Origin of the sequence: Pseudomonas asturiensis (assembly GCF_900143095.1) — a bacterium.
GTDB classification, from domain to species: Bacteria; Pseudomonadota; Gammaproteobacteria; order Pseudomonadales; family Pseudomonadaceae; genus Aquipseudomonas; species Aquipseudomonas asturiensis.
Window position 1 is genome coordinate 145,125 of record NZ_FRDA01000003.1, and the last position, 24,903, is coordinate 170,027.

Here is a 24,903-nt window from a genome sequence, read left to right on the forward strand (position 1 = left end):
GATTGATGTATGCTGCGCGGCCGCGGGCCATCGCCCGGCCATTTCGACTTTCTGGTGACACCATGAACACCCCTGAACACACTCCTGTTCAAGACGCCGCAACCGATTCAGTAGATGCCGCTGAGAAAAAACCGGCGATTGCACCGTTCAGCTTTCCGTTCAAGCCTTCGCAATTCGCTCAGGCGAAGAAAGACCAGGCCTGGTATCAGAAGTCGAACAAGCCTGGCCATCACAAGACGCCGGGAGCAGCCCCGTCCGGGACGCGTCGCTCGATGGGCAAGCGCTGATTCACGCTGCCTGCAGCGGGATGAACAGGTAGGAGACCGGCTCCCTGCCGGTCACTTCGGCACCTGCCTGTTTCAAGGTGTCGATGACCGTCTGCCCTGCCACGTGAAATTCCCAGCCTTGATCTTCAAGCGCTTCGCTTTCGTTGCGTACGCCCTGCGCAATAGCCTCTGCGAACGCCGCCATGTCCGGTAGATAAGCGACAAATCCGTTGCCCTTCAGGGCTGTGGTGCGAATACCCAGCCGCTGGCAGATGGATTGCTTGGCCTTGATCTCATCCCGGTCTGCCTGACGCGACTGCTCGATCAGGGCCGTAAGGTGGGTGTCCACCAGTTTGCCGCCTACGATCAGATCCGGCCCCTGTTCCCAGGACTCCGGTGGACAGCCCTTGGTTTCCGGCCGCAGCGGGATGTGCGGATTGATCTCCATCGGGTAGATGCGGCACACCAGCGGGCGACGCTCGTAAATGCGACAGAGGTTTTCGTCGTCAAGATTCCGGCAGCGGCCCACGTTGTAGGCTGCGAAGGTGATGGCGACATGGGCTGTTGTCTGCCCGGTGTTCACCTCGGTCGAGCGTCGGGTGGCGTGCGTCAGTTGCGCTTCGGGAACGCCATAACCGTTAGCGAGAAAGGCCTCGGTCAGAACAATCACGGTGCCGCCGTCCGCTGCCCACTGGGTGGCTTCAGTGAGTGTCAGTGGCACATGGTGATCGGTGCAGCAACCGCCGCAGCCGGTGCAGGAAAACTGGGTGTTCATGGTGTTGGTGACCTGTCCAGGGCGAGAGCCGGAAGTGGCGACATTTCTGTCGCCGTTCAGGCGGATGAGGGACAGGAAGCAAGTTGCGCGCCAGTGATCTAACGGGACGGGGAAGGGGCGATGCTGTCCCATTCAGTCACGCTGGCTTGCCTGCTTTTGCGGTTGTACAGACAGAGTTCGGTGCCCGGGCGGTTATTCATGTGTTTTTGCGGGTAGCGGCCTTTGAGCAACAAGGCGCTGTAGCCAACGCGATCATCGAACTGGGCGCTGGTCCCGAAAGGGGCCGGGGTCTTGAGTTGGCTGGCCTTGAGGCAGCTGTCGAGCATGGCTTTGTCCAGCGCGCTCCAGGCCTGAGGTGTAGCGGCCTCAGCCTGAACGGCGACAGCGGCCAGGCCAGCCAGCAGCAGGATGGATGCTTTCATCACGGTCTCCAGGTGCAACGTATCGGGCGCAAATTATGCCAGATCAGTTCAGGTCCACGGCCAGACGAGCGACGTAGGACATGCCTGATTTTTCATAAAGACGCCTCGCCACTCGATTGTTTTCCATGACTTTCAGGTCGGCCACCGCCTCGCCACACTGGATCAGGTGGACGAACAGGTGGTTGAGCAACGCTGCGCCAATGCCTCTGTTTCGGTGGTCGGGGTGAACAACCAGGTCCTTGATGAAAGCGCTGGTCCAACAGGTGATGACACCTACGACGCGTTCGCGATTCATCGCCAGAAAGCAACGGGACCGGTCGAACTCCGGGTCGCGTTCGAACGCGTCCAGCCAACTCGCGTGGCTCGCCAACGGCTCTTCGCCCGGCATGGGATTTTGCGACAGCAATTGATGGGCCTGAAGGCTCAGGTCGGGCGTCAGAAGGGCGGGCACGGTGTCCGCTGGCCAGGGCGCGACACATAGGGGCGTACGGAGATCCCGACGCATCAGCCAGCAATGCAAGGTCGATGCGTCGCCAGGCCCGGGGCGGGCCGGGCGCGCAGGACGAATCAGATGCCCTGGGCCACGACCGTACGGGCGGCTTCGATCAGGCATTTGGTCAGTTCGGGCGAGGAGAACTTGGTCAGGACCGCATTGGCACCTGCAATCTGGGCTTTCTCGCCGTTCATCGCGCTGTCGAGCGAGGTGTGCAGCAGGATGTACAGGTCATGGAAATCAGGAGTGTCACGCAAGGTGCGGGTCAGGGCGTAACCGTCCATCTCCGACATCTCGATATCGGAGACCACTACGTTGATCTGCGCGGCCGTGCCTTGCAGCTCCAGCAGCACGTCGATGGCTTCCTTGGCGCTTCGGGCGGTGTGGCAGTTGATGCCCAGATTGCGCAACGTGATGATCGACTGTTGCAGGGCGACCTGACTGTCGTCGACGACCAGGATTCGCGCTTTTTCCAGGACCTCGACATCTTCCCTGGCCAGTTCGGTCGACTGCACGACGATCTGTGCCGGAGCGATACCATGGATGACTTTTTCGATATCCAGCACCTGCACCAGGACACCATCCACCTGAGTGACCCCGGTGATGAATGACTTGCTGCTGGAGCCGTAAGGCGGCGGACGGATATCGGTGGTCAGGCAGTGCACGATCTTGCTGACTGCCTGCACATGCAGACCTTGCTTGGAGCGACTCACGTCGGTCACGATCAGGCAGCCGCCATCGGGATCGGCCAGTGGTCGCTCACCAATGGCGCGGCTCAGGTCGATGACCGACAGCGACGAACCCCGCAGTGTCGCGACGCCTTTGACGTGCGGATGCGACTCGGGCAGATGGGTCAGGGGAGGGCAGGGAATGATTTCGCTGACCTTGAGCAGGTTGATCGCCATCAGCTTGCCGCTGCGCAACGTGAAGAGGAGCAGCGAAAGTGAATCTGCTCGGACGTTCTTGGACATATGAACCTTCTGGCTATAGGTGTTTCGTCGCATCGAGGCGACAAACATCTTTCTCTGACAGGTTATCGACCCGTGGCGTTCTGGCTTTAGGATTATTACAGGATAGCGATTCCCGGAGCCAAAGCCTGAGGGTGCGACAAAATACCGCGCCTTCTATATATAGAAGAGGTGCGACAAACTGACGCATGCTTCTATATATAAGGAAGAGAAACGATTTCGCGCTCAGCCTGGGCGACCGCGCAATTGCGGTGCCATCTGGCGGGCGACGTAACCACCTGGCGGCCAAATGCGCCCGTATGGCCGTCGCGCCCTTGAGTTGTCGGGAGTAGCGAACGATTATCGCGTGCGATCCGGATCCGGCGATTCTACACTGCGCCCCGCCGCGATCCGGCCAGGCAGGCAAGCGCGCAGGGCGCGTGGGCCCGTCCAACCCCCCTCATCAGTTCAGTAAGGTATGTGAATGAGCGACAACCTGTTGTACCTGCGACGCGAAAAGCGCTTTCTGGTTTTGCTGGGAATCATCTGCCTGTCCCTGATCGGCGGAGCCCTGTACATGCAGATCGTGCTGGGCGAGGCGCCGTGCCCGCTGTGCATCCTGCAACGCTATGCGCTGTTGTTCATCGCGATCTTCGCTTTCATCGGCGCGGCGATGCCAGGCCGGCGCAGCGTGACGCTGTTCGAAGTGCTGGTGACCCTCGCTGCACTGGGCGGTATTGCCGCAGCGGGTCGTCATGCCTGGATTCTGGCTCACCCCGCCGTCAGCTGCGGTATCGACACGCTGCAACCGATCATCGACGGCCTGCCGTTGGCGGATCTGCTCCCCGTGGTGTTTCAGGTCAGCGGTTTTTGCACGACCCCTTATCCGCCAGTCCTGGGTTTGTCACTGGCGCAATGGGCGCTGGTCGCCTTCGTTCTGACCGCTTTGCTGGTCCCTGTGTGCGTTATTCGCAATCGGCGTAAACCTTACGGAATACAAGGACTTTAGTTTCAAAAGCCTCGTGAAATCGAGGCTTTTTTCTCGTCCAATGAGGCCAATCGAGCTTTATTGTTACCGAATAAGAGATTAACTGTTACAAAATTAGGCATAGTCATTAAAAATTTACATATCTACAATCCCCGTCACTTGTCGTCCGGCTTGACCTGACGATCAGCAATTTTGAGGCCTTGAGCGTCACCTGTGTACTCTGAACAGGCAGCGCAATGCTGGCCTCCGAGGGCGCATAATGGCCGCGCTGAAGGCGTCTGCCCTGCACATCGGGCAGTTCCAGCAGCTCAAAATAAGAATCCATAGCTAAACCCGGATTTGTCGATATGTCGCGTTGGCGTATGGGCAGGCCCTTGTTCAATTCAAAAAAATTGCCGGCACTGGCAGGGTGAAGTGTTGGCGGTCGAAACCCAACTGCACCGCGCAAGCTGCTTTTAGAGGTCGTGAAATGAGTAAAAAAAGGTACCCCAGGTTTTTTGGCTTCTTGGCCCTTTTCTGTATGCTTTTGCTCAGTGGATGCGAAGGCGTACCTCTGCTCGATCCTAAAGGGCAGGTGGGTATCGAGCAGCGTAACCTGATCATCATCGCTACGTTGCTGATGCTTATCGTCGTGATCCCGGTCATTTTGATGACCCTGATCTTCGCCTGGAAGTATCGCTCCACGAACAAGGCCGCCAAGTACACGCCGGACTGGTCGCACTCCACCAAGATCGAAATTGCGGTCTGGGGTGTTCCCATGCTCCTGCTGGTGTTCCTGGGCTATTACACCTACGTCTCGACCCACTCGCTGGACCCGTACCGTCCGCTTGTTTCCGATGTGAAGCCGGTCACTATTCAGGCGGTCTCCGTTGACTGGAAGTGGATTTTCATCTATCCGGAATACAACATCGCGACGGTCAACAAGGTCGTGTTCCCGGCCAACACGCCGGTCAATTTCCAGGTCACCTCCGATAGCGTGATGAACTCGTTGTTCATCCCGGGTCTGGGCGGCCAGATCTACGCGATGGCGGGCATGCACACCAAGCTGCACCTGATCGCCAACGAAGTTCACGAATTCAACGGTATCTCCGCCAACTACAGTGGTGCGGGCTTTACCGGCATGAAGTTCAAGGCCAACTCCGTGACCCAGGCCGATTTCGACAACTGGATCGCTGAAGTCAGGAACTCGCCGAAGAAGCTGGGCACGACCGAATACGCTGAACTGCTCAAGCCGAGCGAGCGTAATCCTGTTGAACTGTTTTCTGCGGTCACTCCGAACCTGTTCCAGATCATCATCGACAAGTATGAAGGTATGAATCCAGGCAAGAAGCTTGTTGCAGGTGAGAAAGAAGTCGCCGGTAACGAAGGTGCGGAAAAGGGCAAAAATTCAGCTGCTGGGGCAGAGGAGTAAACGATGTTTGGCAAATTAAGTCTGGAAGCGGTGCCGTTCCACGAGCCGATAGTCATGGTGACACTTGCCATGATCGCGCTCGGCGGCCTCGCGGTTGTCGGGTTGATCACCTATTTCCGCAAGTGGACCTACTTGTGGTCTGAATGGCTGACGTCCGTCGACCACAAGAAAATCGGCGTGATGTACATCATCGTTGCCATGGTCATGCTGCTGCGCGGCTTTGCCGACGCAATCATGATGCGTACCCAACTGGCGATGGCCCAGAATGGTTCCGAGGGCTTCCTGCCACCGGAACACTATGACCAGATCTTCACCGCTCACGGTGTGATCATGATCATCTTCATGGCGATGCCGTTCTTTACCGGTCTGATGAACATCGTTCTGCCTCTGCAGATCGGCGCTCGCGACGTTGCCTTCCCGTTCCTGAACTCCCTGAGCTTCTGGCTGCTGGTTGCCGGTATGCTGCTGATCAACATCTCTCTGGGTGTCGGTGAGTTCGCCAAGACGGGCTGGGTCGCTTATCCGCCGTTATCCGGGTTGCAATACAGTCCTGGCGTAGGGGTTGACTACTACATCTGGGCGCTACAGTTATCCGGGTTAGGTACGACGCTAACGGGTGTCAACTTCCTCGTGACCGTACTGAAGATGCGTACCCCTGGCATGAAACTGCTGGACATGCCGATCTTCACCTGGACCTGCACCTGGGCAAACATCCTGATCGTGGCTTCGTTCCCGATCCTGACCGCCACCCTTGCATTCCTGACCCTTGACCGCTACCTGGACTTCCACATCTTCACGAACGAAATGGGCGGTAACCCCATGATGTACGTGAACCTGTTCTGGGCGTGGGGTCACCCTGAGGTGTACATCCTGATCCTGCCGGCCTTCGGCGTGTTTTCGGAAGTCATCTCCACGTTCTCGGGCAAGCGTCTGTTCGGCCACAAGTCGATGATCTTCGCCTCCGGCGCGATCTGTGTCCTGGGCTTCATGGTCTGGCTGCACCACTTCTTCACCATGGGGGCAGGGGCCAACGTCAACGCCTTCTTCGGGCTTGCGACGATGCTCATCGCGATCCCGACGGGTGTGAAGCTATTCAACTGGCTGTTCACCATCTACCAGGGCCGCCTGCGCTTCACAGCACCGGTACTCTGGACCCTGGGCTTCATGGTCACCTTCTCGATCGGCGGCATGACCGGCGTTCTGTTGGCGATTCCAGGTGCTGACTTCGTACTGCACAACAGCCTGTTCGTGATCGCTCACTTCCACAACGTCATCATCGGCGGTGCAGTGTTCGGTTACATCGCCGGCTTCGCGTTCTGGTTCCCTAAAGCGTTCGGTTTCACCCTGAACGAGAAGTGGGGCAAGGCTGCGTTCTGGTTCTGGATCGTTGGTTTCTTCGTCGCGTTCATGCCGCTCTATGCACTGGGCTTCCTGGGCATGACCCGTCGTCTGAATGCGACCGACATGCCAGAGTGGAACATCTATCTGGACGTCGCGCTGTTCGGCGCCGTGCTGATCGCTTGCGGTATCGCTTCGCAGCTGATCCAGTTGTTCGTCAGTATTCGTGACCGTGCGAAGAACCCGGATCTGACCGGTGACCCATGGAATGGCCACACGCTTGAGTGGTCCACTTCGTCGCCGCCACCGTTCTACAACTTTGCCGAACTGCCAAAAGCAGACGACATCGATGCGTTCACCGACGCCAAGCGTGCGGGCACTGCCTACAACGTTCCGGCCAAGTACTCGGCGATCCACATGCCTAACAACACGCCTACCGGCCTGTACATGGGCATGCTGCTGACCGTATTCGGTTTCGCATTCATCTGGCACATCTGGTGGCTGGTGGGCGCAAGCCTGGTCGCGACCATTGCGGTCTTCGTTGCTCACGCTGCACGTGACGACCAGGGCTACATGGTACCGGCCGAAGAAGTAGCGCGTATTGAAGGTGAGCATCACAAGGTCCTGGCGGCCAACGGTGCATACACTCCTGTCAAGTCCTCGCTGGAACAGGTTTAAACATGTCGAATATTGCAATCAACCCTGGAGCCCACGATCACGATCATCATGATCACGGGCATGACGATCACCACGACAGCGGTGGCATGACGGTTTACGGCTTCTGGCTGTACCTGATGACCGACTGCGTGCTGTTCGCCTCGTTCTTCGCGGTCTACGCCGTGATGGTCAACAGTGTCGCGGGCGGCCCGTCGGGCCAGGACATTTTCCTGCTGCCATTCGTGGCCGTGGAAACCGCGTTCCTGCTGGTCAGTAGTATCACCTACGGCTTCGCCATGCTGGCGCTGTACAAGGGCAAGAAAAGCCAGGTACTGGGCTGGCTGGCGCTGACCTTCCTGTGTGGTGCTGCGTTTATCGGCATGGAAATCTATGAGTTCCATCACCTGATCAAAGAAGGTTTCGGCCCTAGCCGCAGCGGCTTCCTGTCAGCGTTCTTCGCGCTGGTGGGTCTGCACGGTGTGCACGTGACCAGCGGTCTGATCTGGATGGCAATCATGATGATTCAGGTCCAGAGAAAGGGCCTGACCAACACCAACAAGACGCGCCTGAGCTGCCTGAGTCTGTTCTGGCACTTCCTGGACGTTGTCTGGATCGGCGTATTCACCGTTGTCTACCTGATGGGGGCTTTGTAATGTCGAATTCACATCACTCGGCTGAAGACAATAGCCACGGCTCTGTGAAGTCGTACATCATTGGCTTCGTACTGTCGATTATCCTGACGGCCATCCCGTTTGCTCTGGTGATGTCTCCTTCGTTGCCGAAGGACATGACCATCGCGATCATCCTGGCGTTCGCGATCATTCAGATCCTGGTGCACCTGCATTACTTCCTGCACCTGGACTTCTCGAGTGTGCAACGCAACAACGTGATGGCCTTCGCCTTTACCACGATGGTTATCGTTCTGCTGGTTGGCCTGTCGTTGTGGATCATCTTCAGCATCCACCGCGAAATGATGGCGCATTGAGGAATACCAGATGTCACTGAAGCACTTTATCCAAATCACCAAGCCGGGGATCATTTTCGGTAACGTGCTTTCGGTGGCAGGTGGCTTTTTTCTGGCTTCCAAGGGAAATATCGATTTCAGCGTGTTCCTGGCCGCAGTCATTGGTACTTCCCTGGTCGTTGCGTCCGGTTGCGTGTTCAACAACTGCATTGATCGTGACATTGATCAGCGCATGGAACGGACCCGTAACCGGGTTCTGGTGCAGGGCCTGGTTTCGCTGAAACTGGCTCTGCTCTACGCCACCGTGCTGGGTATCGCAGGCGTTGGCCTGTTGTATACCAAGGCCAACCCGCTGGCAGCCATGTTCGCAGTGATCGGCTTTGTGATTTACGTCGGCTTCTACAGCCTGTACCTGAAACGCAAATCCGTTCACGGCACACTGGTCGGTAGCCTGTCGGGGGCCATGCCTCCGGTCATCGGTTACTGCGCAGTGAGCAACAGCTTCGATTTTGCGGCATTGACACTACTGGTGATGTTCAGCCTGTGGCAGATGCCGCACTCGTATGCCATCGCGATCTTCCGTTTCAATGATTATCGTGCAGCGAAGATTCCGGTTCTGCCGGTCAAGCGCGGCATTCTGGTCACCAAGCGTCATATCCTGCTCTACATCCTGGCGTTCCTCGTGGCGACCCTGATGTTGACGGTTGGCGGCTATGCAGGTCTGAACTACCTCGCCGTAGCGGCGGGCATGGGCATGTACTGGTTGTACATGGCCTGGAAGGGCTACAAGGCCGTTGACGATACTGTCTGGGCGCGCAAGCTGTTCGTGTTCTCCATCTTCACCATCACGGCTTTGAGCGTGATGATGTCGGTGGACTTTCAGGTCGCCAAGGAGCTGCTGGTCACTTATGCGTTCTGACCGGTAATCGCGTTCCAATAAAACCCCATTCCACAAGAATGGGGTTTTTTTATGCCTGCGATCTGGAAACGGATGTACGGCATGAAGGTGCAGGGCGCAGGCTTTTTGTCGCTATGCGGAGCGTTCCAAAGCTGCGAGCCGGGTCTTGAAAGGCGCTGAATGAACAATTGCTCATGGGCCGGTCATGGAAAAGTGAGTTCACATGTCGCATCATGTCGCTCTTGTGTTCACTCTGTTACGCGATATCCAGCGCTCAATGCGCTGGGCTGAACAATAACCATGGCTGTTACGCTTATGACGTCCTCCCTTATTCAGGACATGACACCCAAACCGCTCGTTTCGATTATCGCGCCTTGTTATAACGCCGAGCGATTTCTGGACGCTGCTATTCAGAGCATCTTTGCCCAGGATTATGAGAACTTCGAAGTCATCATTGTCGATGATGGTTCGACCGACAACAGCATTGCGATGCTGGAAGCGCTGCAAAGCCAGTATTCGTTTCAGCTCTATCGCCAGCCCAATCAGGGTGTGAGCGCCGCACTGAATCACGGCCTCAAGTACGCCAAGGGCGTGTATGTTTCCACCCCGGACCTGGACGACATCATGCTCCCGTCGTCGGTGAGTGTTCGTGCCCGATACCTCGATCAACACCCGAAGGTCGGTTGCGTCGGTGCGCTGATCCGTTATATGGATTGCGACGGCAACGACACCAAGAGCCAGTCTCGCGAGTCTATCGAAGAGCTTGACTTCGACCAGGTCCTGCGCGGAGCCGTGGTGGTCGGAGCGCCGGTTGCGTTGTACCGCATGCAAGCACTCAGGGATGCGAACGGTTATGACCCGTTGATCAGGGTGCAGGATTTTCAAATCACCCTGAGAATCGCTTTTCAGGGTTACGAGATTCATGTTCTACCGGTGATTGTTACGCGTTATCGCCGTCATCCGAACAACCTGTCGCGCAAGTACAAGGTCTTGCTGGAGGCCGATATGAAGACGATCGAGCCTTACCAGGATCATCCTGATTATCAGAGCGGTCGAACGGTCATTATCAATAAGGCACTCAAGTACGCCGTTGTGGCGGACAAGCGCTACGCCTGGAAATTGCTGTGCTCCATCCCGTTTAAGCATGCCAACCGGACCACGTGGCGTCGCTGCAAGCGCCTGCTGTTGAGCTTCCGATAAACAGGCCTTGCCCTTCATTTGAACCAGAGTGCTCATGAAATTCATCGACCGGCTCAAAGCCAGAAAAGTACGCAAGCAACTTCGTCAGCTGGACAAGCTGGAGCGGGCGGCCGAAAAGATCAGGTTGCGTTACCCCCGCTACGAAGTCGGTGTCGGGACGTACGGCATACCCGACGTCATCGAGTTCGGCGACGATACGATCCTGCGGGTGGGGTCCTACACGTCCATCGCCGAGGGTGTCAGGATTCTGCTGGGCGGTGAGCATCGAACCGACTGGATCACCACGTACCCGTTCCCGGCAATGGTCGACAAGGTCAGCGACATCAAGGATTACGCACCGAGCAAGGGTGACGTGACCATCGGCAGCGACTGCTGGATTTGTGCGGACGCCGTGATTCTTTCCGGCGTGACCATCGGCCATGGCGCCATTGTGGGCGCCGGGGCAATGGTTGTGCGCGACGTGGCACCTTTCTCGGTGGTCGGCGGCAACCCGTGCAAGTTCATCCGCTGGCGTTTCGAGGAAGACGTGCGCGAGTTGTTGCTTCAGGCTGCGTGGTGGGACTGGCCCATGGAGGAAGTGAAAACGGTTGCACGGACACTGTGCAGTGCCGACATGGAGGCGTTTTTGGCGTATGTACGTCAGCGTCAGTCCTCCGGGCAGGTACTGGCAGGCTGACACGCAGGGGTTTGAATGGATGCAAAAACGCCGGATCTATTTGTATTTATTTCAAGCCTCAGGTTTCGAATGATCTGGCAGAATACGGCATTGGCCTGACTCGTCCAGGCAGTCGCTAAATGATAGAGGGCGTTATGAGTCAAGAAAGCATCAACTGGGACACTCTGGGTTTCGATTACATCAAGACCGACAAACGCTACCTCTCTCACTGGCGTAATGGCGCCTGGGACGCGGGTTCGCTGACCGAAGACAACACCCTGCACATCAGCGAGGGTTCTACTGCGCTTCATTACGGTCAGCAGTGTTTCGAAGGCCTGAAGGCCTACCGTTGCAAGGACGGCTCGATCAACCTGTTCCGCCCTGACCAGAACGCCCTGCGCATGCAGCGCAGCTGTTCCCGTCTGTTGATGCCGCACGTGCCGACCGATGTGTTCATCGAGGCCTGCAAGCAGGTCGTGAAAGCCAACGAACGCTTCATTCCGCCTTACGGTTCCGGCGGTGCGTTGTACCTGCGTCCGTTCGTGATCGGTGTGGGCGACAACATTGGTGTACGCACCGCGCCTGAGTTCATCTTCTCGATCTTCTGCATTCCGGTGGGCGCCTATTTCAAAGGTGGCCTGAAGCCGAATAATTTCGTCATCTCCGGCTACGACCGCGCCGCACCCAATGGCACCGGTGCCGCCAAGGTCGGTGGCAACTATGCTGCCAGTCTGATGCCGGGTTCCGAAGCCAAGAAACACCACTTCGCCGATTGCATCTACCTGGATCCGCAGACCCATTCCAAGATTGAGGAAGTGGGTTCTGCCAACTTCTTCGCGATCACCCACGACGATGTGTTCCTGACGCCGAAGTCGCCTTCCGTGCTGCCGGGTATCACCCGTCTGTCGCTGATCGAGCTGGCAAAATCCCGTCTGGGCCTGACGGTCGTCGAGGGTGACGTGTTCATCGACAAGATCGGTGAGTTCAAGGAAGCCGGTGCGTGCGGTACGGCTGCAGTGATCACGCCGATTGGCGGGATTTCCTACCAGGACAAACTGCACGTGTTCCACAGCGAAACCGAAGTCGGCCCGGTGACCCAGCGTCTCTACAAAGAGCTGACCGGTGTGCAGTCCGGTGATGTCGAGCCGCCAGCGGGTTGGATCGTCAAGGTTTGAACTCTTCAGCAGGATCGCTGATCCTGCCCAACGCTATGCGTATGCATGCCGCGCGTGACGCTCTGCGTCACAATCGCCATAGATCGTGGATTCAGTGAGCCGAGCGCTCGACTCACGTCACCTTTTCGCCCCTCGGCGACCTACTTTGACGGGGCAAAGTAGGCAAACCCCTAAGCTCCGGTTCCGGCCCCGGCTTCGCCGGGGTTCCTTCGTCCTGACACTGATTCGGGGGTCGCCGCAAATGGGCCATCCATGGCCCAGTGCGGCTCAATCGGCATCCATGCCGATTGCCCCCCGAATCAGCGCCAGGACTCAGCCTTCACCCGCGTCGCGATCGGCGGTGTTCTCACTATCGCGTTTGAAAAGCGTGTCGATGATGTTGCTTTCTCGGTGAGCCAGGCACATCAGGTCGCAGGCAAGGCGCGCATAGGGGGTAGGGATCAAACGTTGCCACTTGCAGGCTCCTTCTCCGGCCCCAGCACAATTGCCAGGTGCCGCAGATCATCCACCTCAACGCTGTAGCTCTTCCCCGAAGGGCTCTGCGTCAGCTTCCCCAGCGCATAGACCGTGAAAAACCTCACCTCATCGGCGTGGCTCAGCAGTTCGCTGATGTAACGGCTGGAACGGTAGGCCTGCATCTGCGCGGGCGACACATAGAGCGTCACCAGCTTGCCTTCAAGCCTGTCGAAAAACTTGAACTTGAACCCCAGCCCGTAGCGTTGCTCGATCAGTCCGCCGCCGAACAGCACGCGTCCGTTGTCGCCTGGTTGCGCGTATTTGATGTGCCGAAAGTACGAGCGCAAGGACACCTCGCCCTGACCCGGAATCCGCAGCTTCAGCAACTTGAGCTCATCGATCGACAATTCGGCCTTGGCCTGGCGATAACTGTCCACCAGGCGCTCCAGGTTGTTGGTGCGGGTCTCGCTGTAGCGCGGGGCCTTGGGTTCGGCGGATTCGACAGGCGAAGGTTTCAGCGCAGGGGGCTGATCAGGTGAACCGGCTTTTTCTGTTCCCGATTTTTCCTTGGCAGGTTCTTTGAGTGTCGGGTCGAAGACGTCGATGTAGTCGTCCAGCTTGCGCTTGGCCTTGCGCAGTACTGCATGTGGGTCATTCGTGTCGGCAGGCTCATCAGCCGGCTCGGCTGCATCTTCGTCCACCCATTCGCAATCGGGGTGATGCTCGCAATGCGGATTGGCGCGGTAGTGCGCCGCCACGAAGGTCGGGTTGTCCTGAGGCTTGACGGTGTAATTGACCCCGGTCACTTTCGCGACCATGGCCCGGCAGGCTTCGTTCGAGCAGAGGAACTCGAAGCGCTTGCGGGGCGGCACCTGAGAGAAATACTCGCGGCGGGCAGCGGCAATGGACAGCTCCTGCTGCAGCTCGACGCAAAACGCGCGGGTGATGGGCTTGCTGGGCTTCATGCTCTGAGGTGCCTTCCAGACGATATCCTGCAACACGCTATTTCAGCCGACCCCGCCTTGCAACTGTTGCCGGATGGGATCGTGTGATCGTGTGATGAAATTACTGGGCGGGCACTGCAAGCCATTCGCTAAGCGCCTGTTGATAGGCCCCGGTGGCCTTGCTCAGGTGCAGCCACTGATCGACATAGGCTTTCCAGGTCACGTCGTCGCGCGGCAGCAGGTAGGCTTTCTCGCCGTACTGCATGTAGCGCGTCGGGTTGACGGCACACAGACCGGGCATGCGTTTCTGCTGGTAGAGCGCTTCTGAAGCATCGGTGATCATCACGTCGGCTTTCTTGTCGAGCAGTTCCTGGAAGATGGTCTTGTTGTCGTGGAACGCGATAGGTGCGTTGGGCAGGTAGGCGCGGGCGAAAGCCTCGTTGGTGCCGCCAGCGGGCTCGATCAGGCGTACCGACGGTTTGTTGATCTGCTCGATGGTCTGGTACAGCGCCTGATCTTCGCAGCGCACCAGCGGGATCTTGCCGTCGATGTCCAGCGTATTGCTGAAGAAGGCTTTCTTCTGACGCTCCAGCGTCACCGAAATACCCCCCATGCCGATGTCGCATTTGCCAGCGATCATGTCGGGCATCAGGGTTTTCCAGGTGGTGGGCACCCATTGGACATTCACGCCCAGGCTCTTGGCCAGTGAGCGGGCCATGGTGATGTCGATACCTTCGTACTCGCCGTCTTCGCGATGAAAGGTGTAAGGCTTGTAGTCACCCGTGGTGCACACCGACAACTGGCCGGCCTGCAACACCTTGTCCAGATGCGAAGACGATTCCTGCGCCTGTGCCAGGCCTGTCAGGACCAACAAAAGGGCTGCCGATGCGCTGTAGTTCAGTTTCATCATGAGAATGGGGGCTCGCGTGTGTCATTGGTTTTATTGGAAGCGACAGAGTGCTTCATTTGCTGACAGGATGTGAAGCAAGAACGGTGCCTTGCCAGCAAAGATGGGGTCCAGGCGCGGGGCTCTTCAGGTGTACCGTTCCTCCAGTGAGGCCAGTTGCTCATCGATGAGCACCATCTGCGATTCCCAGTCCGTCTGGGTTCGCTTCCAGGTTTCGCCCTCATGCGCGTAGAGAAAGTCGACGATGGTGTGCGTGACTCTGCCCTTGCCGACAGCCCCGAACGCCTCGGCGCTCAACGCACGGGCCAGCATGTCGAGCTGCGCGGCATGGTTGAGCCAGTGCCAGTGGTCCTTGATCACCACCTTGTCGAGCAGAATGCATTGCTTCTTGAAGGCCCTGAGTGCGATGCCCAGCGGGCTGGACGCCAGGAGCGAATCGATCTTGCCGGCATCGTAGCCGGACTTCTGATTCGCGGCGGGGCCGAAGAACCAGTCGTTGAAACCGATTTCTATTTCGCGGAAGGCCACGTTGGCGTCCCAGATAATGCTCAGGGCTTTTTGTTGGCGGGTCTCGCGTTTCCATGAGCCGTAGGCCTTGAAGACCACGCCCGCGATGCCGATCACCGCCAGTGCTTCGCTCAGCGATGAGGCCGCCTCGACGATGTAGTAGGCGTTGGCGGCACTGCCTGGCGATGTGCTGACGGCTGCGCTGTAAAAGACTGCGGCTACAACGACCACCAGCGCAAAACAGGCACTGTAGAACCCGAACGCGTAGGGGTCTTTCATTTGTCGCTATGGCCTCATCAGTGACGGTGATGCAAGGACACGGTGTGTCTCAGGTTAGCCGAGGCGGCGCCTGTTTGCAGGGTTGCCCGGCGGAGCGCGGCGGCAACTTGATTTATTTGCATCAAAACCCGTTTCGCTGTGGTCACACCTTTTGTCGTATCCATGATGTTGTCAGGTATCGCGCAGGCGCGGACGATCAACGGTCCCCGGCACCATTCATATTCGTTGTTCAGATCAAGGACGTATTGACCTTATGAAACCTTATCTTTGGCTCGGCCTGCTGGGCCTCTTTTCTGTCAGTGTTCAGGCTGCATCGCTGGACGTCCCGATCAACCTGGTCAGTGCTGATGGCGCGCCCAAGCCAATTGGCACCGTGACCGTGAGCGAAACCGAATACGGTCTATTGTTCACGCCTAAACTCAGTGGCCTGCCTGCGGGTATTCACGGTTTCCACGTGCATGAAAACGGCAGCTGTGAAGCGGGTACCAAGGACGGCGTCAAAGTCGCTGCTCTGGCGGCAGGCGGGCACTTCGACCCGGCCAAGACCGGCAAGCACCTGGGGCCTTATGCCGACGGTCACCTGGGCGACCTGCCTGCGTTGTATGTCATGGCGGACGGCACTGCCGATTACCCGGTGCTGGCGCCTCGTCTGAAGAACATTTCGCAAATCAAAGGCCATGCCCTGATGGTCCATGCTGGCGGTGACAACCACTCCGACCATCCCAAGCCTCTGGGTGGTGGCGGCGACCGCGCTGCATGTGGCGTAATCTGATAGTGCGTTTACAGTCTCAGCGGGCGCGTGTCGCCTGCTGAACAGACGCTCCCACGATCCGGCATCTCACACGATTCTGTATCCGGTGCAGTGCGCCTGCATCGGGCGCTGAAGCAATCAATCCGTCACCACCGGCACTGTCCGGCCCGCAAACAACCATAGCGCCAGTGCGCCGAGCAGGGCGCTCAGCACTCCCACCGCCACGATGATCACTCGAAGCCCCAGAGGACCCGCCTGCAGCGCCACCAGCAGACCTGCCGCTGGCTGTGACAGGTTATTGAGCAGGGTCATGACACCCACGGTCTTGCCGAAGTCCTCTCGGGGTATCACTCGCTGACGAATGTTGCGCAGGTAGACGTTGAACATCTTGTCGAATCCGACGATGAGCAGAAAGCCCGCCGCATAGCCAGTCAGCGCAGGACTGAGGGCGCAGACGAACGCCCCGACAACGCTCATCACGTAGGCCAGCGGGCCCAGTATCCGCAGCGGCACCACCACTCGCGCCAGAAAAAACAGGATCAGGATGGTCGTCCCTGCGCCTGCCATCTGCAGGCTTGCATAGTCGTCCTGGTCGGCCCCGTATTCGCCGATGACCATGGCAGCGCAAGTGGCCAGTGTTACGCCGACGATCAGGTTTATGCCCACCGCCAGGGTGATGAGGTTCTTCAGCTCGGTCAGGCGCAGGATATGCCCGACTGCGGTGTTCAATGATTGCCAGGCACCGCCACTCTTTTGTTCCCACGCCTCGGGTTGGCTTTCGCGAGTGCGTTGCCAGACGAGCATGGCCAGGTCCGCCAGCAGGAACAGAACCGCGCAACCCGACACGACCCAGTGCCACGGCCAGACATTGAGCAACAGCACGGCCACCAGAGGACCGAGCACCAGCCCGCCCTGGTCGGCAATCTGTGAATAGGACAACGTGCGCGTATAGCTGTAACGCTGGAACACGTGGGGCATCAGCACTTCGCGCGCCATGATGCCTTGAGTGGTCAGCACGCCGCACAACGCCGACAGCAGCATCAGCCAGACAAGGCCGCCGAAAAGCCCGTACAGCACCATCGCCAGCAGACAGACAAGCGCCCGATACATCTGGCTGATGTGAAGGATCCGCACGGGAGGGAATGTGTCGCACAGCGCCCCGCAGATCGGGAACGCGAGAAAGCGTGGCAATGATTCCACGAAGAATGCAAAGCCCGCCCACGACGCACTGTGGGTGGTCTGAAAGACAACCAGTGGCACGATGAAAAGAAGGACCTGATCCGCCAGGCGCGACAGAAACAGAGAAGTGAAAAACGCCAGATAATCCTTGCTCACGCGACGCTCCTTTTGGCGGCTTTTTCTAATGCCACATTCAGGAGAGTGGCGCAATCCATGCGCTTGAATCTGTCCGGGCGCGTCAACCGTTACGGCGGACGAGTATCAGACGTCGAAAAAATCGACCTTGCCGTTTTCCAGGCTGTAGTAGGCGCCCACGACCTTGACCTTGCCTTCCTTGATCGGGTTCATCAGGGCTGGCTCGGAAGCCGAGCGCAGACGTGCCACGGTGCGCTGGATGTTGCTCTTGACCGAGTCTTCCAGCAGGTTTTTGCTCTTCTTGCCTTTGGCCGTCAGGACGGCAGGAATGATCGGCTCGATCATCTGGCCGATAGCACCTGGGTACACCGTGTTGTCCTCGACCACCGAAACAGCGGCAGCGACGGCCCCGCACTTCTCGTGACCCATGACCACGACCAGCGGTACGCCGAGCTGGCTGACGCCATATTCGATCGAACCCAATGCGGTGGTGTCGACGGTGTTGCCGGCGTTACGCACGATGAACAGCTCACCCAGACCACGGCCAAACAGCAGCTCTGGCGGCACGCGTGAGTCGGAGCAGGAAATCAGGATGCAGAAAGGTGTCTGGCCTTTGGCGATTTCCAGGCGACGATCGCGATTGCGTTCGACGTTGATGGTGGCGTCCTTCATGAACGCATCGTTGCCATCGCGCAACGCTTTGAGCGCCTGGTCAGCGGTCATGTTGGTGCGGGGGGAGGTCGGCGAAGCGGCGTGGGCGATGGAAGGCATTTCCAACAGCACAGCTGCTACGGGAAGGCAGCACGCACCCTGAAGGATCTTGCGGCGGGACAAGGACGAATTCATAAAAAGCCTCAGGCTTGATAACTGTCGATAGGGAGGGATCAAGGCCCGACACACTGGATGCCGAGCGCAGAATCCGTTCACTTAATACCGGTAATGGAATTTTTTTTCCAATTGTATTTTCGTCAGTTGTGCTGTTGAGCGCGAGGTTAATTTTTCGATTGACCCCCACTAGCGAGAAGGGGTTAGTGAGCCTTTCAGAAATGCCAGAAGACTGGAAGTGGTGAGTGTTTACAGGGTGTCCGGCAGGCTAATAAGTTGACTTGGCAGACAAGTATTTGTGCCTGGAAGGTGCTTGCGGTGTGCGCCGTTGATTAACACCGGCGACGGGTTGATAAACCGATCTCCTGTTTCATAGGGATACGCTTGATGTGTGAACCTGAGTTCTTTATGTGTTGATGGGTTGGGCGCACTTCACCGATGCTGGTAATAATATTGTGGTGTGTGCTATCCGAACTAGATGCATTCAACGTTAAGCCGGCTCCAGTTTCAAACACGTGTCCAAGGTGTCGGGGCTATTCTGGAGCAGTCGTCCGCGTCGTGGAGCGCGTAAACGTGACGGCAGTCGATATGACCGATGACTGCAACGCCATTGGCAACTTAGATGTTCGCGACAGCGCTGGCTGGCGCGGCGTCAACCCAACTCTGAATGAAGGAACAGTCTTATGATGGCGTTGGAAAACCTGGCCGGTGTGGCCATTATCTCTCTAGGCATGGTGCTGACACCTGGCCCGAACATGGTGTATCTGACGTCGCGGACGATCTCTCAGGGACGGGTGGCGGGCTTGATTTCGCTGGCGGGTGTGGCGCTGGGTTTCGTCTGTTATCTGTTGGCGGCGGGACTGGGGCTGGCGGCGCTATTCAAGGCAGTGCCGATGGCCTATGACGTCGTCAGGATTGCGGGTGCGTTCTATCTGGGCTATCTGGCCTGGAACATGTTGAGACCGAGAGGGACTTCCCCTTTCGAGGCGCGTGAGCTTGCACCTCATTCCGCACGCAGGCTGTTCACCATGGGTCTGGTCACGAACCTCTTGAACCCCAAAATCGCCCTGATGTACTCCGCGCTTATTCCTCAGTTCATCGACCCCGCTGCCGGTTCGACTTTCCAGCAGTTCATTCAAATGGGGCTGGTACAGATCGTCATTGCCGTCACCGTGAATGGCATCATCGTTCTGGCAGCCTCTAAGGTGAGCAGATTCCTGACCCTTCGCCCGTCGGCGATGCGCACCCAGCGGTGGATTTCCGGCACCGTGCTGGGCGTGTTTGCGGTCGACATCCTGTTTCGTAAACCGGTCGCGTGACGGGAAAGACGGGCTTGCCCGCGAACTGTCAGGGCGCCAGACCCGACCATGAGCCGCGTCTGGCGCAGGCTGACGCCGGTCAGAGTGCGGTGCTATCCGGCTAGCCGTGCCATACCGGTCGCAACTGCTCGTCCAGTGCCCAATGAGCCCGGCCGGGTTGAATGCAGGTGCCACCCACCCAGCGTGACTGCTGCGCATGGTCTGGCCAGTAGGCGTGGGCGTCGAGCACGCGTTCGCCCAACGCGGTAATCCTCAAGGTGCGGCGAGGCCACGCCAGGTGTGTGTCCGATTCGGTGATCAGTGCAGCAGGTGCGTCGATCAATGGCCGCAGCAACGCATGAAACATCATGTCGCCCAGAAACGGTAGAGGCTCGCGTTTGTCCATCAGTTCTGCGAACACGCGCCCGAATGTCACTTCGCCTGCTTCACGCAGGTACTGCAATGAAAGGCGTTCGGTGAGCGACAGCCCGTCTCGGCAGCCCGGCAGTTCCTGAAGCTGTCGCAACAGCGCCGGTGCCAGCAGTGGCAGCGGCAGTTGCGGCCCGTGAGCCAGTTCGGCGAGGGCGACAGGTGATGCATCGCGAAAGGCTCGCCATGCCTGGCGTGAGCAATCCAGCATGGCCTGTGTCACCTGTTTGCGCTGCGGCCATAGCCAGGCGAGCACGTCGGGTGCCAATTGGCCTATACCGATGAAGCGCTCTACACCGGGCACACGATCCACTTCGATCAGCTCAAGCCTTGGCGGCAGCCGATCGAGGCCCGCCAGCGCCCTGACCAGAAACAACTGGTCGTAGGCGTCCGCTTCGCACCACAACACGCTGTGGTGGTCACGGCTCAGGTGTTCGAGACGGCTGTACTCGTCGGCCATGCGACGTGCGGCGTCGGAGTGATCAATGCCGAACGCTTCATGAATGAACTGACTGCGTACCGCTTGATAGTGCTCGTCGGGCAGATCCTGAACCGGCCCCATGCACATCGGGTCGCTGAGCATCTGGAAGGCGCCTTTGAAACCGGCCAGTTGCAGGCTGTGGGCAATGTCGTTGCCGCATCGCCAGTGCACGGTTCGGGCTTCGTCGCTGGCGTCGAAGTCGGGGTGCAGGGCGGCAAACGTGATGGCATCGACATGGGCCTTGAGCCTGGGCCAGCTGCTGAAGCCCAATTCCCGGGCGATCAGCCATTGGGCGTCGGACAGCGTTGGCGCGGACGATTGCGCACGGCTGCCAAGCAGCGCCAGTTGATCGGGCGCAGTCCCGAGTTTCAGGCGTTGCAGAAGTGCTTTGGCGCGTTTGCGTTGCTGCTCGAGGCTGATACGGCCGTCGCGGGGCCGCGATGCAGTGGTGCTGGACATACGATCTCCTTGTACAAACCTTGTCCGCTTGAAGGTCGGGAGTCGTAATGACAAGAGGGTAAAGCAGTGTCCTGGGCGCAGCCCTTTCCGCGGATGGAGGCGTGGAGGCGCCGGACGCAAATATAGACGACCCAGTGCCTGCGCACAAACCTTCTAGACTTGACGCCTCAGCCGCGCGATAAAGCAGACACGCTTGCCTGCCCATTCAAACCACTCATGAAATCAACCAACTGGATCGACCTCGCTCAGGACCGGGATACCGGTATCGAGACATTGCGCGCCCATTTTCGTGGGCATGCCTACGATCCGCATTGGCATGACAGTTATCTGGTCGGTGTCACGGAGCAGGGCGTGCAGCAGTTTCACTGTCGCAGACAGCGGCATGCCAGTACATCCGGCCAAGTGTTCATGCTTGAACCGGATGAGATCCACGACGGCGACGCACCGAATGCCGATGGTTTTACCTACCGCATGCTGTACCTGGACCCGCACTGGATCGGGCGTGAACTGACGTCGTTGTTCGAAGACGCGCCGCAGGACTTTCAGCCGGGTTTTGCCAGCACGCTGGTGCGTGACCCGAGGCTGGCCCAGTCCATCGTGTTTGCGTTTTCGGCGCTGCATGGCCAAGAGTCACGCATTATCCGGCAAAGCGCCCTGGATGGTCTGCTCGAACGGCTCACCGCCCACGTGCACTGGCGAGTCAGACAGGAACATGACCCTCGGCTGCCCTTGGTGGCGCTGCGTGCCCGGGATTATCTGCACGCCCATTTTCGGCGTGATCTGGGGCTGGACGAACTCGCGCTGGCGTGCGGTGTGGACCGCTTCAGGCTGACCCGCGCCTTCAAGGCTGCCTTCGGCCTGCCACCCCACGCCTATCTGGTGCAGTTGCGACTGTCCATGGCCCGCAGGCTTCTGGCCAGGGGCGCGCAGCCTGTTGAAGTCGCCAGCGATCTGGGGTTTGCCGATCAGAGTCATCTGGGCCGTTGGTTCCTGCGCGCCTACGGCCTGACGCCTGCGGTGTATCGCACGCGCTGCACAGACCTTCCAGACTGACGCTGCGTGTTGCGCGAGCATGACGCCGGTCACTCATGGAGTCCGCTCATGCTGTCATTTCTGCTGTTCGCTTTCGTTGCGTCAATCACCCCTGGCCCCACCAATCTGCTGGTGCTGAGCAACAGCGCCCGTTACGGGCTGAAAGCCAGTCTGCCGATCATTCTCGGTGCCTGCCTGGGGGCTGCCGGGCTAGTGTTGCTGGTGGGCACCGGCGTCGGGCGTTCGTTGATGCAGGTGCCAGCCGTACAGCCGGTCATGGCCGCCATCGGCGTCGGCTGGCTGACCTGGCTGGCGTGGAAAATCTTCAACAGCCCGGCCGACCCCCTGAGCCCCGATGACAGTCGCCCGCGCCTCGGATTCGTCGGCGCGGCGGGCCTGCAGGTGGTCAATCCCAAGACCTGGATGATGGCGCTGGCCGTTGTCAGTGTGTTCAGTCAGGGGGCCGTGGCCCATCTGGCGCTGGTCTTTTTCTTCGTGTCGCTGCCTTGCATGGCGTGCTGGGCTCTGTTGGGCGCGGGTTCTGCACGCTTGCTCAAATCCGCGCGTGCCTTGCAGTGGTTGAACAGGAGCATGGCGGTGTTGCTCTTGGTGTCAGCCTGGGCCGCTTACCTGCACTGAACGTGAGCGTGCCCAGATTCAAATCAAGGGCTCGGTCGGTCGCGCACGCAGTCAGGATAAGGATCGGGTCCGAATGACCTGTTCACCGTGAAAAGAGTCATTATGACCTTGTCATTTTGACTTCCCTGATCGCTTTGCCATTGATTTGATTGGGGTTTGCGGTTGGCACGTGGGTTGCTCTATCCAGGTATCGATTTTCAAACGTTCTGGAGCTGCCCCATGCTGACCGACATTCAACGTGACATCGTCAAAGCAACCGTTCCGATCCTTGAGGTCGGTGGCGAGGCGCTGACTACGCACTTCTACCAGATCATGCTGCGCGACTACCCAGAGGTTCGCCCGCTGTTCAACCCGGCCAATCAGGCCAACGGTGCTCAGCCTCGCGCTCTGGCCAACGCGGTGCTGATGTATGCTCGCAACATTGATCGTCTGGATAACCTCGGTCCGCTCGCCAGCCAGATCGTCAATAAGCATGTGGCGTTGCAGATCCTCCCCGAGCATTACCCTATCGTCGGAACATGCCTGCTGCAGGCGATCCGCGAAGTATTGGGTGCCGAAACCGCCACTGACGAAGTGATCGCGGCATGGGGCGCGGCGTATCAGCAACTGGCTGACATCCTTATCGGCGCTGAACAAGAGGTGTACGAAAGCATCGCCGCAGCGCCAGGCGGATGGCGTGGCGGGCGTGCGTTCAAGGTGAAAGCGAAGACACCGGAAAGCGACGAGATCACCTCGTTCTATCTCGAGCCAGCGGACGGTCAACCTGTCATTGCGCACAAGGCCGGGCAGTACATTGGCCTGCGTCTGATCGTGAATGGTCAGGAAATCCGCCGTAACTACTCGCTGTCGGCCGCATCGACCGGCATCGGCTATCGCATCAGCGTCAAAAAAGAGGTGGGCGGAGCGGCCTCCAATTACTTGCATGATCAGGTTGAGGCAGGGGACGAGCTGGAGCTGTTTCCGCCGTCCGGCGAGTTCACGCTTATCGAGGGCAGCAAGCCGCTGGTGTTGATCAGTGGTGGTGTCGGCATCACGCCCACTCTGGCGATGGCCGAAGCCGCGCTGGAGGCTGGCGGTAGGGATGTGGTGTTCATTCACTACGCCCGCAATGCCGGGGTGCATGCATTTCAGGCAGCGCTCAAGGACTGGCAGGCTCGCTATCCGCAGTTCCGCGCCCATGTGGTCTACCAAGACACGGTTGCTGATCCTGCCCAACCCACTGCTGTGGGCCTGCCTGCCGTCGAGCATCTGCAACAGTGGCTGCCTGCGAACCGAGACATCGAGGCGTATTTCCTCGGTCCCAAACCGTTCATGGCGTTCATCAAGCGGGCGCTGCACGATCTGGGTATCCCGGATGAACAGAGCCATTACGAATTCTTCGGCCCGGCTGAAGCGCTGGTTTAGTGGCTACAACGTGCCCTCGTCTGCGCACAGGCAGGCGAGCGCGCGGGTGATGTCCTGTTTGAGCTGCCCGGTCTGACGGCCCGGATACTGATCGAACATGTGCGGCACGCCGGGGTACACATGCAACTCTACCGGCACGCCGGAGGTGGAAAGCCTGAGCGCAAAGGCCAGGTTTTCTTCCAGAAACAGATCGAGCGCGCCGACGCTGATAAAGCTAGGCGGCAGCCCGGTCAGGTCATTGGCCAGTGCGGGTGAAAACAGCGCTGCCTGTTCATCGTCCAGTGCATAGGAACCTTGCAGGCACTGCCAGCAGAACCGGTTCGCTTCACGGGTCCAGCTCAGGGTTCCGGTGGTCGGATTGTCTTCAGGCGAAAGGGTCGAGCCGGTTCGATGGTCCAGCATCGGATAGACCATCAACAGCCCTGCCAGCCGATACTCGTTTCTGTCCCGCGCCATGATCGATACGGCAGCAGCCAGTCCGCCGCCTGCGCTGTGGCCCATGACCATTACCTTTTGCGTATCCACGCCGAGTGCCAGGCCTTCGTTGAAGATCCACGCCAATGCTGAATAGCAGTCGTTCAACGACGTGGGAAAAGGGTGCTCGGGAGCGAGTCGATAATCGACGGCCACGATCAGGACGCTCAGCTCATTGGCCAGATCGGCCAGATAATCTTCAGCCATCTCGGGTCGGCCGAGCACAAAACCGCCGCCGTGGATGTACAGCAGCGTCGCAAGTTTGCGTGCAGGATTGAGGATGTTTGCCGGGCGATAGACGCACAGCCTGATGTGATCCTTCTGTGTCCGGTACTGCTGGTGCCTCGCTCCGTCAGGCTGTTTCCAGGCAGCTTCAACGCGACGCCTGATGGCGGGAAGATTATCGAGCGTCCAGACGCTCGAAGGCTCATCCAGGAAAACGGCGTAGGCCGGGTCGAGCAGGTGGTTGGCATCCATCGTTCAGTCTCGTCAAAAAGCGCAGCAAACACCGGATT

Annotated in this window: 26 protein-coding genes; 15 read left to right on the top strand and 11 right to left on the bottom strand. The window is 58.7% G+C overall.

Annotated elements, in window-relative coordinates; all coding sequences use genetic code 11:
• Positions 1-62 precede the first annotated feature (62 nt).
• On the top strand, positions 63-287 hold the full coding sequence (locus BUB69_RS06310) for a hypothetical protein (protein WP_073164339.1): 225 nt from the start codon (positions 63-65) through the stop codon (positions 285-287).
• Between the two features lies 1 nt (position 288).
• Here BUB69_RS06310 and BUB69_RS06315 read toward each other — a convergent pair whose 3' ends face one another.
• The 4 genes from BUB69_RS06315 to BUB69_RS06330 all read right to left on the bottom strand — a co-directional run bounded on the left by BUB69_RS06315 (position 289) and on the right by BUB69_RS06330 (position 2,927).
• The gene (locus tag BUB69_RS06315; RefSeq protein WP_073163510.1) at positions 289-1,041 is read right to left on the bottom strand and encodes a YkgJ family cysteine cluster protein; all 753 of its coding nucleotides are present in this window, start codon (positions 1,039-1,041) and stop codon (positions 289-291) included.
• A 98-nt stretch (positions 1,042-1,139) separates the two neighbouring features.
• Positions 1,140-1,463, bottom strand: a complete 324-nt coding sequence (locus BUB69_RS06320; RefSeq protein ID WP_073163511.1) for a hypothetical protein — start codon at positions 1,461-1,463, stop codon at positions 1,140-1,142.
• 43 nt (positions 1,464-1,506) lie between these two features.
• Entirely contained in the window at positions 1,507-1,968 is a 462-nt protein-coding gene (locus BUB69_RS06325) for a GNAT family N-acetyltransferase (RefSeq protein ID WP_073163512.1), read from the bottom strand.
• A 62-nt stretch (positions 1,969-2,030) separates the two neighbouring features.
• Entirely contained in the window at positions 2,031-2,927 is an 897-nt protein-coding gene (locus BUB69_RS06330; protein WP_073163513.1) for a chemotaxis protein, read from the bottom strand.
• Positions 2,928-3,387: 460 nt separating this feature from the next.
• On the opposite strand from BUB69_RS06330, the gene BUB69_RS06335 reads away from it, so the two are divergent.
• From BUB69_RS06335 to BUB69_RS06380, 9 genes are all read left to right on the top strand, one after another.
• A complete protein-coding gene (locus tag BUB69_RS06335; RefSeq protein ID WP_073163514.1) occupies positions 3,388-3,912 on the top strand; it encodes a disulfide bond formation protein B in 525 nt (174 codons plus the stop codon).
• A gap of 448 nt (positions 3,913-4,360) precedes the next feature.
• A complete protein-coding gene (gene cyoA, locus BUB69_RS06345; RefSeq protein ID WP_073163515.1) occupies positions 4,361-5,302 on the top strand; it encodes a ubiquinol oxidase subunit II in 942 nt (313 codons plus the stop codon).
• Positions 5,303-5,305: 3 nt separating this feature from the next.
• On the top strand, positions 5,306-7,318 hold the full coding sequence (gene cyoB, locus BUB69_RS06350; RefSeq protein WP_073163516.1) for a cytochrome o ubiquinol oxidase subunit I: 2,013 nt from the start codon (positions 5,306-5,308) through the stop codon (positions 7,316-7,318).
• A gap of 2 nt (positions 7,319-7,320) precedes the next feature.
• Positions 7,321-7,950: a cytochrome o ubiquinol oxidase subunit III gene (locus tag BUB69_RS06355; RefSeq protein WP_073163517.1), complete on the top strand. Its 630-nt coding sequence runs from the start codon at positions 7,321-7,323 to the stop codon at positions 7,948-7,950.
• On the top strand, positions 7,950-8,282 hold the full coding sequence (gene cyoD / locus BUB69_RS06360; RefSeq protein ID WP_024686675.1) for a cytochrome o ubiquinol oxidase subunit IV: 333 nt from the start codon (positions 7,950-7,952) through the stop codon (positions 8,280-8,282). The genes BUB69_RS06355 and cyoD overlap by 1 nt, the downstream gene beginning before the upstream one ends.
• A gap of 10 nt (positions 8,283-8,292) precedes the next feature.
• The gene (gene cyoE, locus BUB69_RS06365; protein WP_024686674.1) at positions 8,293-9,180 is read left to right on the top strand and encodes a heme o synthase; all 888 of its coding nucleotides are present in this window, start codon (positions 8,293-8,295) and stop codon (positions 9,178-9,180) included.
• Positions 9,181-9,474: 294 nt separating this feature from the next.
• Entirely contained in the window at positions 9,475-10,359 is an 885-nt protein-coding gene (locus BUB69_RS06370) for a glycosyltransferase family 2 protein (RefSeq protein ID WP_073163519.1), read from the top strand.
• Between the two features lie 34 nt (positions 10,360-10,393).
• Positions 10,394-11,035, top strand: coding sequence for a CatB-related O-acetyltransferase (locus tag BUB69_RS06375; protein ID WP_073163520.1), 642 nt, complete (start codon positions 10,394-10,396; stop codon positions 11,033-11,035).
• A gap of 134 nt (positions 11,036-11,169) precedes the next feature.
• Positions 11,170-12,189 (top strand): branched-chain amino acid aminotransferase, encoded by a 1,020-nt coding sequence (locus tag BUB69_RS06380; RefSeq protein ID WP_073163521.1) that lies wholly within the window; start codon positions 11,170-11,172, stop codon positions 12,187-12,189.
• A gap of 440 nt (positions 12,190-12,629) precedes the next feature.
• On the opposite strand, the gene BUB69_RS06390 is transcribed toward BUB69_RS06380, so the two are convergent.
• From BUB69_RS06390 to BUB69_RS06400, 3 genes are all read right to left on the bottom strand, one after another.
• A complete protein-coding gene (locus BUB69_RS06390; RefSeq protein ID WP_073163522.1) occupies positions 12,630-13,610 on the bottom strand; it encodes an ATPase in 981 nt (326 codons plus the stop codon).
• A 100-nt stretch (positions 13,611-13,710) separates the two neighbouring features.
• Positions 13,711-14,499 (bottom strand): transporter substrate-binding domain-containing protein, encoded by a 789-nt coding sequence (locus BUB69_RS06395; RefSeq protein WP_073163523.1) that lies wholly within the window; start codon positions 14,497-14,499, stop codon positions 13,711-13,713.
• 123 nt (positions 14,500-14,622) lie between these two features.
• Positions 14,623-15,282, bottom strand: coding sequence for a hypothetical protein (locus BUB69_RS06400; protein ID WP_073163524.1), 660 nt, complete (start codon positions 15,280-15,282; stop codon positions 14,623-14,625).
• Between the two features lie 253 nt (positions 15,283-15,535).
• Here BUB69_RS06400 and sodC point away from each other — a divergent pair, with 253 nt between their 5' ends.
• Positions 15,536-16,054, top strand: a complete 519-nt coding sequence (gene sodC, locus BUB69_RS06405) for a superoxide dismutase family protein (RefSeq protein WP_073163525.1) — start codon at positions 15,536-15,538, stop codon at positions 16,052-16,054.
• Between the two features lie 117 nt (positions 16,055-16,171).
• Here the strand turns inward: sodC and BUB69_RS06410 are convergent, their stop codons facing one another.
• A complete protein-coding gene (locus BUB69_RS06410; RefSeq protein WP_073163526.1) occupies positions 16,172-17,368 on the bottom strand; it encodes an MFS transporter in 1,197 nt (398 codons plus the stop codon).
• A gap of 105 nt (positions 17,369-17,473) precedes the next feature.
• Entirely contained in the window at positions 17,474-18,193 is a 720-nt protein-coding gene (locus BUB69_RS06415; RefSeq protein ID WP_024687647.1) for a carbonic anhydrase, read from the bottom strand.
• 662 nt (positions 18,194-18,855) lie between these two features.
• Between BUB69_RS06415 and BUB69_RS06420 the strand changes: the two genes are divergently transcribed.
• Complete coding sequence (locus BUB69_RS06420) at positions 18,856-19,491, top strand: LysE family translocator (RefSeq protein ID WP_073163527.1); 636 nt, start codon at positions 18,856-18,858, stop codon at positions 19,489-19,491.
• A 100-nt stretch (positions 19,492-19,591) separates the two neighbouring features.
• Here BUB69_RS06420 and BUB69_RS06425 read toward each other — a convergent pair whose 3' ends face one another.
• Complete coding sequence (locus BUB69_RS06425; RefSeq protein ID WP_073163528.1) at positions 19,592-20,839, bottom strand: DUF1835 domain-containing protein; 1,248 nt, start codon at positions 20,837-20,839, stop codon at positions 19,592-19,594.
• 216 nt (positions 20,840-21,055) lie between these two features.
• Between BUB69_RS06425 and BUB69_RS06430 the strand changes: the two genes are divergently transcribed.
• From BUB69_RS06430 to hmpA, 3 genes are all read left to right on the top strand, one after another.
• The gene (locus tag BUB69_RS06430) at positions 21,056-21,892 is read left to right on the top strand and encodes an AraC family transcriptional regulator (protein ID WP_073163530.1); all 837 of its coding nucleotides are present in this window, start codon (positions 21,056-21,058) and stop codon (positions 21,890-21,892) included.
• A 48-nt stretch (positions 21,893-21,940) separates the two neighbouring features.
• Complete coding sequence (locus tag BUB69_RS06435; protein ID WP_073163533.1) at positions 21,941-22,510, top strand: LysE family translocator; 570 nt, start codon at positions 21,941-21,943, stop codon at positions 22,508-22,510.
• A 219-nt stretch (positions 22,511-22,729) separates the two neighbouring features.
• A complete protein-coding gene (gene hmpA / locus BUB69_RS06440) occupies positions 22,730-23,914 on the top strand; it encodes an NO-inducible flavohemoprotein (RefSeq protein ID WP_073163535.1) in 1,185 nt (394 codons plus the stop codon).
• 3 nt (positions 23,915-23,917) lie between these two features.
• On the opposite strand, the gene BUB69_RS06445 is transcribed toward hmpA, so the two are convergent.
• The gene (locus BUB69_RS06445; protein WP_073163537.1) at positions 23,918-24,865 is read right to left on the bottom strand and encodes an alpha/beta hydrolase; all 948 of its coding nucleotides are present in this window, start codon (positions 24,863-24,865) and stop codon (positions 23,918-23,920) included.
• Positions 24,866-24,903: the final 38 nt, after the last annotated feature.